Raw genomic sequence first — 15,334 nt, 5'->3', positions numbered from 1 at the left:
GAAGGGGCGGTCGAACCACGGGCATCGGCCTGCGTAGGCGCTCCGCGGGGAGCGTTTTTCGTCTGCGGGTGCGTGGGGGTTGCTCGCGCGGTTCCCCGCGCCCCTTGCGGGGCGCCACCGTTGCCCGGGGCTAGTTCTGCGGAGGGAACTGGGGCTGGTCGTACGGATCCGGGTCCCTCGGGGCGAAGAGAGCCGTCAGGCCCAGGTGGACCAGGAGGGCCGAGACGGACCAGGCGAGCAGGGCGCCCTTGGCGTTGAGGACGAGGGGGGCGTCGAAGGTGACGCCCTTGCCTGCCTCCTTGGCGTGGGCGATCACGTTCTGGGTGGGGCCGAGCCAGATGCCCAGGCGCCAGGCGAGCAGGGAGGCGAGGATGCCTCCGACGGTGAGCGCGACGATCAGCGGGATGCCGCCACGACGCCGCAGAAGGAAGACGACCACCGCGGTGACCAGGCCGAAGCCGACCGCGAGCAGCGAGAAGGTGCCGTCCACGCCGATGACCTGCTCCCCCTCCACATCCTTGGGGTAGACCGCCGCACCGTCCGAGACCAGCGGCACCCGCGGCGCCAGCCAGCACCACAGCAGGCCGAGCAGCACGCCGCCGATCGCCGTGGCGACCGTGATGACGGCGGCCTCGCGCAGTTCGGTCTTCATCCCGGGACCGTCCTCCTCATGAACGGGCGCGTACCCGGGGGGCGGCGCCTGCCAGACGTGGTGCGGAGGCTGGTGGTTCGGCTGTGGAGGCGGAGTCAGCGGTGCGGTCACACCGACATCGTGCCAGGCCCGCCTGTCAGCCGCGTCACCGGACGGCCGCCCGGCGGTAGGCCCAGGTCGCGACGGCCAGCGAGGCGACGCCGACGCCCGCGCACACGGCGAGGTCGAGCAGGACGACACCCCAGTCCGGGTCCGCCCCGAAGGTCAGCCCGAAGGCCTCGACGCCGTACGTGGAAGGCAGCAGGTCACGCGCGTACTGGACGACCATCGGCAGCCGGTCCGGCGGCAGCACCCCGAGCAGCAGTGCGGCGGACATGCCCAACTGTCCGAGCAGCGTGGCGAGTTCGGGCCGGGGGGCGAGTAGTCCGAGCGCCGCCCCGAGCCCGGCGAGCGCGGCGCCCGCGAGCGGGATGACGGCGAGGAGGACCCACAGGTGGGTCAGCGGCAGCCCGAAGAGCATGCAGCCGACCACTGCGGTGACGAGGGTCCCGGGCACGGTGAAGGAGGCGTACGCGGCGGCGGCGCCGAGCACGACGGCGGCGGGCGGCACGGGCAGCGTCGCGTAGTGGTCGAGGCCCCCGCTGGCGCGCAGCTGGCCAAAGTACTGGGCGAGCAGGTTGAGCGCCACGAACGCGACCACGAGGACCGACGAACCGGCCACGACGGCGTGTGCCTCGTCCCCGCCGTCCACGACCCCGCGCATCAGGACCATGATCCCGACGGACTGGAAGGTCGCCACGAACAGCAGCGGGATCCGGGCCACCCGGGCCCGGGAGAGCTGCGCCCGGTAGACGGCGGCCAGGGCCGGCCAGAGCCGCGCGCGCGGCCCGAGCCCGGCCACGGCACGGACTCCGTCCTCGGCGTCCACGACCGGGTTCCCGTTCGCGCGGGCTGCGCCGGGCAGGACCTCGGCGGGTACGACACTCACGTCGAGCGGCTCCTGTTCGCTTCGGCTGTCGTCCTGTACCTGTTCCGTACGGCTGTGGAGGCCCGCACGCTCATGCCTTGACCAACCCCCGTACGTTTCCGGCGCTGCCGCCCAGCGCCAGGTACACGTCCTCCAGGCTCGGCGTGGCGAGCGTGAAGTCGTCCAGGGCCGCGAAGGCGGCGCCGCCGGTGACGGCCGCCACGGCCGCGCGGGCCTCCTCGGGGGCGAGCCGCAGCGACCAGCGACGGCCCGACTCTACGGCCCGGTCGCGCAGGGCGGCGACCTCGGGCACGTCGAGGGGCGCACGCTCGCGCCAGACGAGTTCGAGGCGCACCTCGCCGGCGACCTGCTCCTTCAGCCCCGAGGGGGTGTCGCAGGCGATGACACGGCCCCGGTCGAGGACGGCGACGCGGTCGAGGACCGTCTCCGCCTCGATGACGTTGTGGGTGACCAGGAGGACCGTCGTGGCGTGCTCGACCCGGCGCCGGTCGACGGCGCCCCAGACGGCGCGGCGGGCGACGGGGTCCATGCCGGTGGTCGGCTCGTCGAGGACGAGGAACGGCCGCGCGCCGACGAGAGTGGTGGCGAAGCAGGCGAGCCGCCGCTGCCCGCCGGACAGCTTCTTCAGCGGCCGCGAGGCCAGCGCGGTGAGCCCCAGCTCCTCCAGGACCTCGTCCCGCTCGGCCCGCGCGCTGCGTACGTCGAGCCCGCGCAGCCGCCCGGTGGTCTCCGCGGCCAGCGACACGGTCAGCTCGTCGAGCGCGGTGGACTCCTGCCCCAGGTACGCCAGGATCCGCGCCGCCCGCTCGGGGTGGCGCACGATGTCGTGCCCGAGGATCTCGACACTGCCGCGATCGGGGCGCATCAGCCCGGTCAGTTGGCGTACGAGGGTGGTCTTGCCCGCTCCGTTCGGCCCGAGCAGCCCGAAGATCTCACCTCGCCGGATGTCGATCCGTACCCCGTCGGTGGCCCGCACCTCGGGCGTCCCGGGTGCTCCGCGCCGCCCACGCACCGCCGGATAGGTCTTCGTCAGATCCCGCACCGCGCACACGACATCCCCACCGTGCCCGTTCCGGACTCCCTGTGCGGTGCGCGTACTCACGAGGACTGAGGGTACGGGGTCCCACCCCCCACCCGACGCCCGGGGCGGGCATACACCCAATATCGGCCCCCGCCAGGCGCACAAGGCAGCGCCCCGTCAGAGGCGCGAGGAACGGCGCGAGCAACCCCCGCGAGCCCGCGGTCGACAACGCCGGTTCACGCCCCTCCAGGGGCGCGGGGAACTGCGCGACAAGCCCCCCCCCCGGCCCGCACCCAACAACGCCGGGCCGCGCCCCTTCAAGGGGCGCGGGGAACTGCGCGACAAGCCCCCACCGCCCCGCACCCAACCCACAACCTCCCGGCCGGCGGCAAGCCAACCTCAGCGAACCCCTACTCCCCTGCGGGAGCATGCTCGGCTGCGGTCCGCACATCGATCTCCCGCCAGAACCCCGCCCGAATCGCATACCGATCATGCTCATCGATCTGATCGTCCTTGTGCGCGAGCAGCCCGAACCGAGCCGCATACCGCAACAACTCCCCGTCGATCCGATGCGGCACCCGGGGATACATCGTCGACAGCTTCTGCAACTGGGCCTGGTCCGACAACCGCCCCATCCACCGCCGGGCAAACACCTGCCCGACCTCGTACGGATCCCCACCCACCGTCGTGATGTCCTCCTCACGATCGGCCCACCGCTGCTCGGCCGACGTGAGCTGCGCGAGCGTGGGCAGCAGCGCGGCCTCCGCGGACTCCGCGGCGGTACCGGGCCGGTCGACCCACCCCTTGTCGGAGGACCACCGGAGCGTCGCGTTGGCGGGCTGCGGATGCGTATGCGTCCCGGGCGCCCGCAACGCGGCCAGATCCTTCGGCGTCGGAACGCCACCCTTGGCGGCCGGCGCCCTCCCCTCCGTGCCGTTCTCACTGGGCGCGGCCTGCGCGTGCTCGGCATCCCGCGAGGGCCGCTCACCCGCGGAGGCCAGCGCGGACTCGGGCAACGGAGCGGAGAGGATCGCGGCGATCTCCGGCCGCGGAACGGGCGGCGGCGCGCAGACCCCGCCGAGATCCTTGGCCTGGACGGCCTTGGTGATCCAGATACGGTCGAGGACCCGCCGCTCGTCGGCCTCGGCGACCAGGTCCTCGGACTGGTTGTAGTCGCCGTCGGCGGCCTGCACGGCCCACAGATGCACGGCGACCCCGTGCTCCTTGGCGGCCATCATGCCGGGCAGCAGATCCCCGTCCCCGGTGACGAGCACGACGTCGGAGCAGGCACGGTTGCGCGCCAGCTCCGTGAGCTCGGCGTGCATGGCGGCGTCCACGCCCTTCTGCGCCCAGCGCCCGTCGCTGCGGGTCAGCGCGCCGAGGCGCACCGTGACCCGTGGCATCACGCGCAGTCTGCGGTGCTCGGGCTGCGGTACTCGGTCGGGGGCGCCGTCGAACCAGTAGATGCGCAACAGGGGCCGTTCCGTGTCGGACTCGGCGCGCTCGCGCAGGCCCTGGATGAGGGCGGCGTGGTCGACGGTGATCCGGGAGCGGGAGGAATCCCCGGCGAGGAGACTGGCAGCAGCCCCGAGCAGGTACCCGGCGTCCACCAGGACAATGCAGCGGTCCACGCGATCCACCCTCTTTCCGGGAGGTTTGCTTCGGGCTTCCTTCGAGTCTGCCCGACCCTGCGGAGGTTAACGGCCGGAACTCGATCTTCGGCGTGGCGGATCGACGGATCACTCACCGACAGGGCTTATTACGCACGGTAATTCTCCGAAATGCGCTTGTTGTCGCGCTATGTGAGTCTGGTCCCGGCCCTGGCCCCGAGAACCCCCGTAGGAGGCAGATCACCATGGCCAAGAACAAGAACCGCAAGCAGGGCGGGCAGCAGGACCGCTCCTCGCAGGCCGAGCGCGCGAAGGAGCAGGCAGACCGGTCCTCGGCGGAGGCGCAGCAGTCGCCGATGTCGCAGGCCCAGGGCAGCCCCGCCGATGTCGCCCGTAAGCACCAGAAGCGCTTCGGCCACAACTGAGGTCCCGGCGAGGCCTGTTGAGGGCTGCTGAGGGCTGCTGAGGGCTGCTGTGAAGCCCAGGCACACGACGAGGGGCGCATCCGTGACGGATGCGCCCCTCTCGTATGTCGACTGTCGGTTCGGTTCAGCCCGCCAGGCAGGACGGCCCGAGCAGCACTTTCAAGTCACCGAAGAGCGCGGGGTCCGGCTTCACCCGGTGCCGGTCGAGCCGCAGGACCGTGGTCTTGCTCGGGCCCTGGAGCCTGATCCGCACCTCGCTCTCGCCCTTGTGATGGCTGAGGATCTCGCCGAGCCTGCTGATCATCGGCGGGGTGACCTTCAGCGCCGGGATGGTGAGGATCACGGGCGCGTTGGTGCCCGCGTTCGACAGGTCCGGGACCTGGAGTTCCATCGCGACGAGCCGGGGAACGTCCTCACGCTTGTCGAGGCGTCCCTTGACGAACACCACCGCGTCCTCGACGAGTTGGGTCGACACCAGCTGATAGGTCGCCGGGAAGAACATGCACTCGATGGAGCCCGCGAGGTCCTCGACGGTGGCGATCGCCCAGGCGTTGCCCTGCTTGGTCATCTTGCGCTGCAGCCCGGAGATGATCCCGCCGATGGTGACGACCGCGCCGTCCGAGTGCTCGCCGCCGGTGAGCTGGGCGATGCCCGCGTCCGCCTTGTCGGACAGCACGTGCTCCAGGCCGAAGAGCGGGTGGTCGGAGACGTACAGGCCGAGCATCTCCCGCTCCTGGGCGAGCAGATAGGCCTTGTCCCACTCGTCGGTGGTGAACTCCACGTCCAGGCCGAAGCCCGGCTCGGTGTTCTCCTCCTCGCCCATCCCGCCGAAGAGGTCGAACTGGCCCTCGGCCTCCTTGCGCTTGACCGCCACCACGTTGTCGATCATCGGCTCGAAGTGCGCGGTCAGGCCCTTGCGGGTGTGCCCCATCGTGTCGAAGGCGCCCGCCTTGATCAGCGACTCCGTGGTCCGCTTGTTGCAGGCCACCGCCTCGACCTTGTCGAGATAGTCAGGGAAGGAGCCGTACTTCCCCTTCGCCTTGCGGCTGCGGATGATCGACTCGACCACGTTCGTGCCGACGTTGCGCACGGCCTCCAGGCCGAAGAGGATCACGTCGTCGCCCTGGGCGGCGAAGTTGTGCACCGACTCGTTGACGTTCGGCGGCAGCACCTTGATCTTCATGCGCCGGCACTCGTTGAGGTAGATCGCGGACTTGTCCTTGTCGTCCTTGACCGAGGTGAGCAGCGCGGCCATGTACTCGGCCGGGTAGTTCGCCTTCAGATACGCGGTCCAGTACGACACCAGTCCGTACGCGGCGGAGTGCGCCTTGTTGAACGCGTAGCCGGCGAAGGGGACCAGCACGTCCCACAGGCCCTGGATCGCCTCGTCGCTGTAGCCCTTGTCCCGGGCGCCCTTCTGGAAGAGGACGAAGTTCTTCGCCAGTTCGTCGGGCTTCTTCTTGCCCATCACGCGGCGGAGGATGTCGGCCTCGCCGAGCGAGTAGCCGGCGATGATCTGGGCGGCCTTCTGGACCTGCTCCTGGTAGACGATCAGGCCGTAGGTGACCGCGAGGACCTCTTCGAGCGGCTCCTCCAGCTCCTTGTGGATCGGCGTGATCTCCTGGCGCTTGTTCTTGCGCTCCGCGTAGTTGATGTGCGAGTTCATGCCCATCGGGCCCGGCCGGTAGAGGGCCGAGACGGCGGAGATGTCCTCGAAGTTGTCGGGCTGCATCTGGCGGAGCAGCGAGCGCATCGGGCCGCCGTCGAACTGGAAGACGCCGAGGGTGTCGCCGCGGCAGAGCAGTTCGAAGGTCTTGGGGTCGTCCAGCGGGAGGGCGAGCATCTCCAGGTCGATGCCCTTGTTGGCCTTCACCATCTTGATGGCGTCGTCCATGATCGTGAGGTTGCGCAGGCCCAGGAAGTCCATCTTCAGCAGGCCGAGCGACTCGCACTGCGGGTAGTCCCACTGTGTGATCGTCACGCCGTCGGTGTGCCGCACCCAGATCGGGGCGTGGTCGACGATCGGCTCGCTGGACATGATCACGCCGGCCGCGTGCACACCCATCTGCCGGACCAGGCCCTCGACGCCCTTCGCGGTGTCGATGACCTTCTTCACGTCCGGCTCGTTCTCGTACATCCCCCGGATCTCGCCCGCCTCGCCGTAACGCGGGTGCTTGGGATCGGTGATGCCGTTCAGGTCGATGCCCTTGCCGAGGACGTCGGCGGGCATGGCCTTGGTGAGCCGGTCGCCCATCGCGTACGGATAACCCAGCACGCGCGCGGAGTCCTTGATGGCGTTCTTCGCCTTGATCTTTCCGTACGTGCCGATCATGGCGACCTTGTCGGCCCCGTACTTCTCCGTCACATACCTGATCACCTCGACGCGCCTGCGCTCGTCGAAGTCGATGTCGACGTCGGGCATGGACACGCGCTCGGGGTTCAGGAACCGCTCGAAGATCAGACCGTGCGGGATCGGGTCGAGGTCGGTGATGCCCATGGCGTACGCGACGATCGAACCGGCCGCGGAGCCACGGCCCGGGCCGACCGCGATGCCCTGGTTCTTGGCCCACATGATGAAGTCGGCGACGACGAGGAAGTAGCCGGGGAACCCCATCTGGATGATGACGTCCATCTCGTACTCGACCTGCTTCTGCCGGTCGTCGGGAACGCCGCCGGGGAAGCGCCGCTCCATGCCCAGGCGGACCTCCTCCTTGAACCAGGTGACCTCGGTGAAGCCCTCGGGAATCTCGAACTTCGGCATGAGGTTCTTCGCCTCGAACATGCCGGAGGTGTCGATCTGCTCGGCCACCAGCAGGGTGTTGGCACACCCCTCCTGCCAGGCCTCCGAGGAGTCCACCGCGTACATCTCGTCCGTGGTCTTCAGGTAGTAGCCCGTGCCGTCGAAGCGGAAGCGGTCCGGGTCCGAGAGGTTCTTGCCGGTCTGGATGCACAGCAGCGCGTCGTGCGCGGTCGCCTCGTGCGCGTACGTGTAGTGCGAGTCGTTGGTCACCAGCGGCGGGATGCCGAGCTTCTTGCCGACCCGCAGCAGGTCGTCACGGACCCGGCGCTCGATGTCGATGCCGTGGTCCATCAGCTCCAGGAAGTACCGGTCCTTGCCGAAGATGTCCTGGTACTCCGAGGCCGCCTTCACCGCCTCGTCGAACTGGCCGAGGCGCAGCCGGGTCTGCAGTTCGCCGGAGGGGCATCCCGTGGAGGCGATCAGGCCCTCGGACCACTGGGAGATGGTCTCCTTGTCCATCCGCGGCCACTTCTGCAGCCAGCCCTCGGCGTACGCGTCCGAGGAGAGCTTGAAGAGGTTGTGCAGGCCCGTCTTGTTCGCCGCCCAGATCGTCTTGTGCGTGTAACCACCCGAACCGGAGACGTCGTCGCGCTTCTGGTGCGGCTGGCCCCACTGGATCTTCCGCTTGTTGCGCCGGGACTCGGGGGCGACGTACGCCTCGATGCCGATGATCGGTGTGACGCCCGCCTTCTTGGCCGTGTGGAAGAAGTCGTACGCCCCGTGCAGGTTGCCGTGGTCGGACATCGCGATATGGGTCATGCCCATCTCGTTGCACGCGTTGAACATGTCCTTGAGCCGCGCGGCACCGTCCAGCAGCGAGTACTGGGTGTGGACGTGCAGGTGCGTGAACGGCGGCTTTGACACGGCTTCGGCCTCCAAGAAGAACGGGCGTCGACGAGCATCCCAACAGGCTGCGGACAGTCCGGGGGACAGCGTCGAAGTCTATGCCGGAGCACTGACACTCGGAGCGGTCTCCCCCGTACCTTCGTGCATACCTTCGTGAGGGGAGAACGGGCACTCCCGCGTACCTTCGTCCGTTGGAAGACGACGGAGGCATCCGCTCCGGCGGACGGCACATTCCGTCCCACTTGTCATGCACCACCTGCACCAGGAGGCACCCAGCGATGTCGGTTCCGCAGCTCAGCGCCGAGCAACGCGGCGAACAGATCCTCGCCGTATTCGACACCGCCTTCGGCGAACTGCTGGCCGCCGACCCGGCCGCGTTCCGCGTGAAGTTCCGAAAGATGGCGGCCTCCGCGTTCGCCTTCTACCGCGGCACGGCGGGGCTCTTTTACCACGACCTGGAGCAGGAGAAGCGGGGCGGACCGTACCTGGACGAGCGCACCTCGCGGGTGTGGATCCACGGCGACCTGCACGCGGAGAACTTCGGCACGTACATGGACGCCCAGGGGCGCCTGATCTTCAACGTGAACGACTTCGACGAGGCGTATGTCGGCCCCTTCACCTGGGACCTCAAGCGCCTCGCGGCCTCCGTGGCCCTGATCGGCTACGCGAAGGCGCTGAGCGACGGACAGATCACCGACCTCGTCCGGACGTACGCGGCCGCCTATCGCGAGCGCATCCACGCCCTCGCGACGGGCGCCAAGAGCGACGAGGTGCCGCCCTTCACGCTGGACACCGCGCAGGGCCCGCTCCTGGACGCCCTGCGCGACGCCCGCTCGCTGACCCGCTTCGGGCTGCTCGACTCGATGACCGAGATCCGCGACTTCGAGCGCCGCTTCGCGCCGGGCGGCGGCTCCATCGAGCTGGACGCGGCCACGCGCTACAAGGTCCTGGCGGCCTTCGACGGCTACCTGGAGACGCTGCCCGAGGCGTCCCTCTCCCGCCCCGACTCGTACCGCGTGAAGGACGTCGTGGGCCGGCGCGGCATCGGCATCGGCTCGGCGGGCCTGCCCTCGTACAACATCCTTCTGGAGGGCGCCACCGACGCCCTGGAGAACGATGTGGTGATCTACATCAAGCAGGCCCAGACCCCGGCCGTCTCCCGGCACGTCACGGACTCCTCGATCCGTGAGTACTTCCAGCACGAGGGCCACCGCACGGTGATCTCCCAGCGCGCCCTCCAGGCGCACGCCGACCCGTGGCTGGGCTGGACCGAGCTGGACGGCGCGGGCCAGCTCGTCGCCGAGGTCTCGCCGTACGCGGTGGACCTGGACTGGAGCGACATCGACGACCCGGAGGAGATCGCGGCGGTCGTCGCGGACCTCGGCCGGTCCACCGCCACCATGCACGCGGCGGCGGACGACGAGAGCGGCCACTCGGAGCTGGTGCCGTTCTCCACGGAGCGCGCCATCGACGCGGCGATCGCGGGCGACGAGGACAGCTTCGGCGACCTCCTTGTCGACTTCGCGCATGAGTACGGCGCACGGGCGCGTGCCGACCACCAGATCTTCGTGGACCTTTTCCGTAACGGCCGGATTCCCGGTCTGTAGACATCGCACAACGTAGACGGCGCACAACGCACAGGAACCCTTTAGGGACCTCTTACAGGAGTACGTGGGACACTCTCCTCCGCTATGGACATATCCGGGACCCAGCTCAGAGCCGTGCGCGCGGCGCTGTTCACGGCACTCGTCGTGACGCTCAGCACCGCGTCGCACGTGCTGCTGTCCCAGGTCCCGCTGCCGCTGACCACCGTGGCCGTGATCGCGGGTGCGGTCTTCGTCGTCGCGTACGCGCTGGCGGGCCGTGAGCGCGGCTTCGGGCGGATCGCCGCCCTGCTGATCCCGCTGGAGCTGGCCGCCGACACGCTGTTCACCGCCGGCCAGCACGCCTGTTACGGCAGGGCGGGCGGCCCGGTCACGGGCCCACTGCGCTCGGTCGGTCTCGACGTGCTGTGCGGCGGCGAGGTCGGCACCCCGCTGGCGCGGGTCACCGGCGGCGAGACCCAGCCCGCCGCGGCCCTGCTCGCGAACGCCGACCCGGCCGCCGCCTGGCTGCTGCTCGGCGCGCACATCGGTGTGGGTCTGCTCGCGGCCGCCTGGCTGCGGCGCGGCGAGCGGGCCCTGGCCCAGCTCCTGGACGCAGTGGCCGCGGCCACCTTCCGGCCCCTGCTGATCGCGGTCGCCGCGGTGACCGTCCACTTCACTCCCGTACGCCGGCTGCCGCGCCCCACGCGCCGGGTCGCCGCCACGCGTACCCGCCTCTTCGTGCACTCCCTGGGACGGCGTGGACCGCCGTGCTCGGCCGTATTCGCCTGAGCACGCCAGTCCCCATACACCTGTCATCACCACGGAGAACACCATCATGAGCAAGAGGAACAGCCAGGCCGCGAAGTCGGCGGCCCGTGAGCGGCTGCGCGTCGAGCGCGAGCGTCAGGCCAAGCGCGAGAAGGTCAGGCGGCAGGTCATCGTCGCCGGTTCGATCGTCGCGGTGCTCGCGATAGCCGGCGGCATCGGCTACGCCGTCGTACAGAACAACGAGCCCTCCAAGTGGGACGCGGCCGCCGACGCGAAGGTCGTCGCCCCCGCCAACACCAGCGGCACGAACGGCACGACCGTCCTGGTCGGCGACTCCAAGACCAAGAACACGATCCACCTCTACGAGGACGCGCGCTGCCCGGCCTGCGCCTCCTTCGAGCAGACCGTCGGCGAGACCGTCAACAAGGGCATGACGGACGGCGACTACAAGCTGTCCTTCACCCTCGGCACCTTCCTCGACGGCAATCTCGGCGGCGACGGTTCGAAGAACGCGCTGAGCGCGCTCGGCGCCGCGCTGAACGTGAGCACCGACGCGTTCCTGGAGTACAAGACCGCGCTCTACTCGACGAAGTACCACCCCGAGGAGACGACGGACGAGTTCTCCAAGGACAGCTACCTGATCAAGGTGGCGGACACGGTGGACGCGCTGAAGGGCAACAAGAAGTTCCAGGACGCCGTCGAGAAGGGCACGTACGACGCCTGGGCGATGAGGATGAGCAAGACCTTCGACAGCGCCAAGGGTGTCGACTCGACGCCGACGATCAAGATCAACGACAAGGTGATCAAGAACCCGAGCACGGTCGCCGACTGGGAGAAGTCACTCAAGGACGCGGGCGTCACCAAGTAACGAGCGCAGGACGAGCAGCACAACGCGAGCAGCGCAGGGCGTGGAGCGAGCGGCTCAAGTAACGCGCGGCATAAGGGCGGGCGAACTCTTCCGGGTTCGCCCGCCTTTCACGTCTTCTGCCTTACCGAAAGCGCTACCCGTCAGTAATCTGAGCGGCCGTGACCAGTCGACTCAGATCCCTCTCCAGCCCTAACTCCCCCGCGCCGCGCCGCCGTACGGTGGTCAAGGCGGCCGCGGCCACCGCCGTGCTCGGAGCCCCGCTCGCCGCCGTACTGCCGGCCCGCGCCGCCGAGGCCCCCGCCTTCCTGCACGGCGTCGCCTCCGGGGACCCGCTGCCGGACGGCGTCCTGCTGTGGACCAGGGTGACTCCCACGCCCGAGGCGGTGCCCGGCTCCGGGCTCGGCCCCGACGTCGAGGTCGGCTGGACCGTGGCCACGGACAAGGCGTTCACGAACATCGTCGCGAAGGGCTCCACCACCGCGACCGCCGCCTCCGACCACACCGTCAAGGCCGACATCCGCGGCCTGAGGCCCGCCACGGCCTACTGGTTCCGCTTCTCCAGCGGCGGCACGGACTCACCGGCCGCCCGCACCCGCACCGCCCCGGCCCATGACGCGGCCGTGACCGGTATGCGCTTCGGAGTGGTGTCCTGCGCCAACTGGGAGGCCGGCTACTTCGCCGCCTACCGGCATCTGGCCGCGCGCGGCGACCTGGACGCCTGGCTGCATCTGGGCGACTACATCTACGAGTACGGCACCGGCGAGTACGGGACACGCGACACCGTCGTACGTCCGCACGCCCCCGCGCACGAAATAGTCAGCCTCGCCGACTACCGCACCCGGCACGGCCGTTACAAGACCGACCCGGACCTTCAGGCCCTGCACGCGGCGGCCCCCGTCATCGCGATCTGGGACGACCACGAGTTCGCCAACGACACCTGGTCGGGCGGTGCCGAGAACCACACCGAGGGCGCGGAGGGCGCCTGGTCCGCCCGCCAGTCGGCCGCCAAGCAGGCCTACTTCGAGTGGATGCCGGTACGGCCCGCGATCGCGGGGACCACCTACCGGCGGCTGCGCTTCGGCAAGCTGGCCGATCTCTCGCTGCTCGACCTGCGCTCGTACCGCTCGCAGCAGGTGAAGGTCGGCAACGGCTCGGTGGACGACCCGGACCGTACGCTCACCGGCCGGGCTCAGCTCGACTGGCTGAAGGCGGGCCTGAAGTCCTCCGACACCAGCTGGCGGCTGGTCGGCAACTCCGTCATGATCGCGCCCTTCGCCCTCGGCTCGCTCTCCGCCGAACTCCTGAAACCGCTCGCCGAGCTGCTCGGCCTGCCCAAGGAGGGCCTGGCCCTCAACACCGACCAGTGGGACGGCTACACCGACGACCGCCGCGAACTGCTCACACACCTGCGGGACAACGCGATCCGCAACACGGTCTTCCTCACCGGCGACATCCACATGGCCTGGGCCAACGACGTGCCGTACAACGCCGGTACGTATCCGCTGTCGGCGTCCGCCGCCACCGAGTTCGTCGTCACGTCGGTGACCTCCGACAACCTCGACGACCTGGTTAAAGTCCCGGAGGGCACGGTCTCCGCCGTCGCCTCACCGCTGATCCGGGCCGCCAACCGGCACGTCCACTGGGTCGACACGGACCGCCACGGCTACGGGGTCCTGGACCTCACCGCCGAACGGGCGCAGATGGACTACTACGTACTGTCCAGCCGCACGTCCGCGAACGCGACGGCGTCCTGGGCCCGTTCGTACCGCACGCGCAGCGGCACGCAGAAGGTGGAGCGGGTGTACGCCCCGGTCTGATCCGGCACGGACGGGACAGAGTCCGGCACCCATGGGACGGAGTCCGTCGCCAACCGGATGAAGTCCGCGGCCGGGGCTACAGGCTGTCGAGGAAGCCGAGTGCCACCTGCCAGGTGGCCTCGGCGGCCTCCTTGTCGTAGTCCGGCAGACCGGGGTCGGTGTAGAGGTGCCCGGCCCCCGCGTATCTGTAGACCTCCACGTCGGCGCCCGCCCTCCCCATCTGGAGATACCAGGCGCTCAGCCAGTCGTCGGGCTCGAAGGCGTCCGGCTCCGCGACGTGCAGCTGGACCGGCAGATCGTCCACCGAGGCGTTCGGCGCGATGTCCGACGTCCCGTGCAGGAGCAGCAGCCCGCGGGCCTTGCTGTCGCCGAGCGCGAGGGTCTGGGCGGTCGCCGCGCCCAGCGAGAACCCGGCGTACACGATCCCCCGGTCCGAGTACGGAGCCGCGGCCAGGATCGCGCGCTTCAGCAGTTCCTCCTTGCCGAGCTCGTCCTTGAAGGCCCTGCCCTCCTCGACGGTCTCGAAGGTGCGCCCGTCGAACAGATCGGGCGTCCACACCTCGTGTCCCGCCGCACGCAGCCGGTCCGCCGCGTCACGCACCGCGGGCCGCAGCCCGTAGGTCGAATGGAAGAGCATGATGTTCATGAACCCATGGTGCCAGCCGGGACCGACAATGCCCTGGCTGGGCCGGACCGGGCCGCCGAACGCGGACGCGGGCTCGGGCACGGGGACGGGCACGGGCTGCCGGAACAGGCGCTGGGCAGCGCCCGGCGGAGATGGGGCCGAGACCACATGTTCACGACGGCCCCCGGCCGGTTACGGTCGAGGGCATGGAGAACGTGCTGCGCCCGCTGATCGTCGTCGGCGGCTCGCTCGTACTGACGCTGCTGGTCGGCTGGATCGCCGACCTGCTGCTGAAGCGTGCCGACCAACGCCACCAGGGGGTCCCTCTGTGGGGCCTGCTGCGCCGCTGCCGCCTGCCACTGCAGGTCGTGATGTGTACGGCACTGCTGAGAGGGTCGTACGACCAGGCCGAGATCGCCGTCGACCACTCCGCCACGATCGGCCAGATCCTGACGCTGGTCCTCATCGGCTCCACGGCCTGGCTCGTGGTCCGTATCGCGACGGCGATCGTCGACTCCTCGTACTCCCGCTACGCCAACGCCCACCGCGATCCGGCCCGGGTCCGCCGGGTCCGTACGCAGGTGACGCTGATCCAGCGTGTGGTGTCGGCGATCGTCGGTGTGGTCGCGGTCGCCGCGATGCTGCTGACGTTCCCCGCGATGCGCGCGGCCGGCGCCTCCCTGCTCGCCTCGGCCGGCATCCTCGGCATCGTCGCCGGTGTGGCCGCGCAGTCCACGCTCAGCAACATGTTCGCGGGGCTGCAGATCGCCTTCGGCGACATGGTGCGCATCGGCGACACGGTCGTTGTGGACGGCGAGTGGGGCACGGTCGACGAGATCACCCTGACCTTCCTGACCGTCCGCACCTGGGACGAGCGCCGGATCACCATGCCGGTCTCGTACTTCACGTCCCAGCCGTTCGAGAACTGGTCCCGCGGCGGCGTGCAGATGACCGGTACGGTCTTCTTCCACCTGGACCACAGCGCCCCTGTGGAGGAGATGCGCGACAAGCTCCGCGACATCCTCCGCGAGTGCCCCGCCTGGGACGGCCGCGACTACGGCCTCGCCGTCACGGACGCCACCCCCAGCACCATGGAGGTGCGCGCGCTGGTCACCGCGAAGGACGCGGACGACATCTGGACGGTCCGCGTCACCGTCCGCGAACAGATGATCCGCTGGCTGACCGCCCACCACCCCTACGCCCTGCCCCGCGTCAACACGGCCGACGCGATCCTCCCCCCGGGCACCCACCCGAACGGCAACGAAGGCCGCCCCCCACGAACAACACGGGGCCGAGCAGTGGAACCCCCACGAACGGGCCGGGGTTAA

12 protein-coding genes are annotated in these 15,334 nt (G+C 69.9%); 6 read left to right on the top strand and 6 right to left on the bottom strand.

The window, feature by feature from the left end; translation table 11 throughout:
* Nucleotides 1-130: 130 nt before the first annotated feature.
* The 4 genes from ACIBEI_RS29890 to ACIBEI_RS29875 all read right to left on the bottom strand — a co-directional run bounded on the left by ACIBEI_RS29890 (nt 131) and on the right by ACIBEI_RS29875 (nt 4,292).
* The gene (locus ACIBEI_RS29890; protein ID WP_398893331.1) at nt 131-763 is read right to left on the bottom strand and encodes an AAA family ATPase; all 633 of its coding nucleotides are present in this window, start codon (nt 761-763) and stop codon (nt 131-133) included.
* Between the two features lie 34 nt (nt 764-797).
* On the bottom strand, nt 798-1,640 hold the full coding sequence (locus ACIBEI_RS29885) for an ABC transporter permease (RefSeq protein WP_398893330.1): 843 nt from the start codon (nt 1,638-1,640) through the stop codon (nt 798-800).
* 70 nt (nt 1,641-1,710) lie between these two features.
* On the bottom strand, nt 1,711-2,691 hold the full coding sequence (locus ACIBEI_RS29880) for an ABC transporter ATP-binding protein (protein ID WP_398893367.1): 981 nt from the start codon (nt 2,689-2,691) through the stop codon (nt 1,711-1,713).
* Between the two features lie 380 nt (nt 2,692-3,071).
* Complete coding sequence (locus tag ACIBEI_RS29875; RefSeq protein WP_398893329.1) at nt 3,072-4,292, bottom strand: NYN domain-containing protein; 1,221 nt, start codon at nt 4,290-4,292, stop codon at nt 3,072-3,074.
* A gap of 224 nt (nt 4,293-4,516) precedes the next feature.
* Between ACIBEI_RS29875 and ACIBEI_RS29870 the strand changes: the two genes are divergently transcribed.
* Nucleotides 4,517-4,696, top strand: a complete 180-nt coding sequence (locus ACIBEI_RS29870; protein WP_361062705.1) for a hypothetical protein — start codon at nt 4,517-4,519, stop codon at nt 4,694-4,696.
* Between the two features lie 124 nt (nt 4,697-4,820).
* Here the strand turns inward: ACIBEI_RS29870 and dnaE are convergent, their stop codons facing one another.
* A complete protein-coding gene (gene dnaE / locus ACIBEI_RS29865) occupies nt 4,821-8,360 on the bottom strand; it encodes a DNA polymerase III subunit alpha (protein ID WP_398893328.1) in 3,540 nt (1,179 codons plus the stop codon).
* A gap of 260 nt (nt 8,361-8,620) precedes the next feature.
* Here dnaE and ACIBEI_RS29860 point away from each other — a divergent pair, with 260 nt between their 5' ends.
* The 4 genes from ACIBEI_RS29860 to ACIBEI_RS29845 all read left to right on the top strand — a co-directional run bounded on the left by ACIBEI_RS29860 (nt 8,621) and on the right by ACIBEI_RS29845 (nt 13,381).
* Entirely contained in the window at nt 8,621-9,949 is a 1,329-nt protein-coding gene (locus tag ACIBEI_RS29860) for a DUF2252 domain-containing protein (RefSeq protein ID WP_398893327.1), read from the top strand.
* 84 nt (nt 9,950-10,033) lie between these two features.
* Nucleotides 10,034-10,717, top strand: coding sequence for a hypothetical protein (locus ACIBEI_RS29855; protein WP_398893326.1), 684 nt, complete (start codon nt 10,034-10,036; stop codon nt 10,715-10,717).
* Between the two features lie 46 nt (nt 10,718-10,763).
* Complete coding sequence (locus ACIBEI_RS29850; protein ID WP_398893325.1) at nt 10,764-11,564, top strand: DsbA family protein; 801 nt, start codon at nt 10,764-10,766, stop codon at nt 11,562-11,564.
* Nucleotides 11,565-11,722: 158 nt separating this feature from the next.
* Nucleotides 11,723-13,381: an alkaline phosphatase D family protein gene (locus tag ACIBEI_RS29845; RefSeq protein WP_398893324.1), complete on the top strand. Its 1,659-nt coding sequence runs from the start codon at nt 11,723-11,725 to the stop codon at nt 13,379-13,381.
* 76 nt (nt 13,382-13,457) lie between these two features.
* Here ACIBEI_RS29845 and ACIBEI_RS29840 read toward each other — a convergent pair whose 3' ends face one another.
* Nucleotides 13,458-14,027 carry a dienelactone hydrolase family protein gene (locus tag ACIBEI_RS29840; protein ID WP_189840316.1) on the bottom strand — a complete coding sequence of 190 codons (570 nt, stop codon included), beginning with the start codon at nt 14,025-14,027 and terminating at the stop codon, nt 13,458-13,460.
* Between the two features lie 185 nt (nt 14,028-14,212).
* On the opposite strand from ACIBEI_RS29840, the gene ACIBEI_RS29835 reads away from it, so the two are divergent.
* Complete coding sequence (locus ACIBEI_RS29835) at nt 14,213-15,334, top strand: mechanosensitive ion channel family protein (RefSeq protein ID WP_398893323.1); 1,122 nt, start codon at nt 14,213-14,215, stop codon at nt 15,332-15,334.

It is taken from the genome of Streptomyces sp. NPDC050988 (assembly GCF_044456225.1).
Lineage (GTDB): Bacteria > Actinomycetota > Actinomycetes > Streptomycetales > Streptomycetaceae > Streptomyces.
Note: the sequence above shows the minus strand (reverse complement) of the source record. Positions and strands in the feature narration are given on the sequence as shown.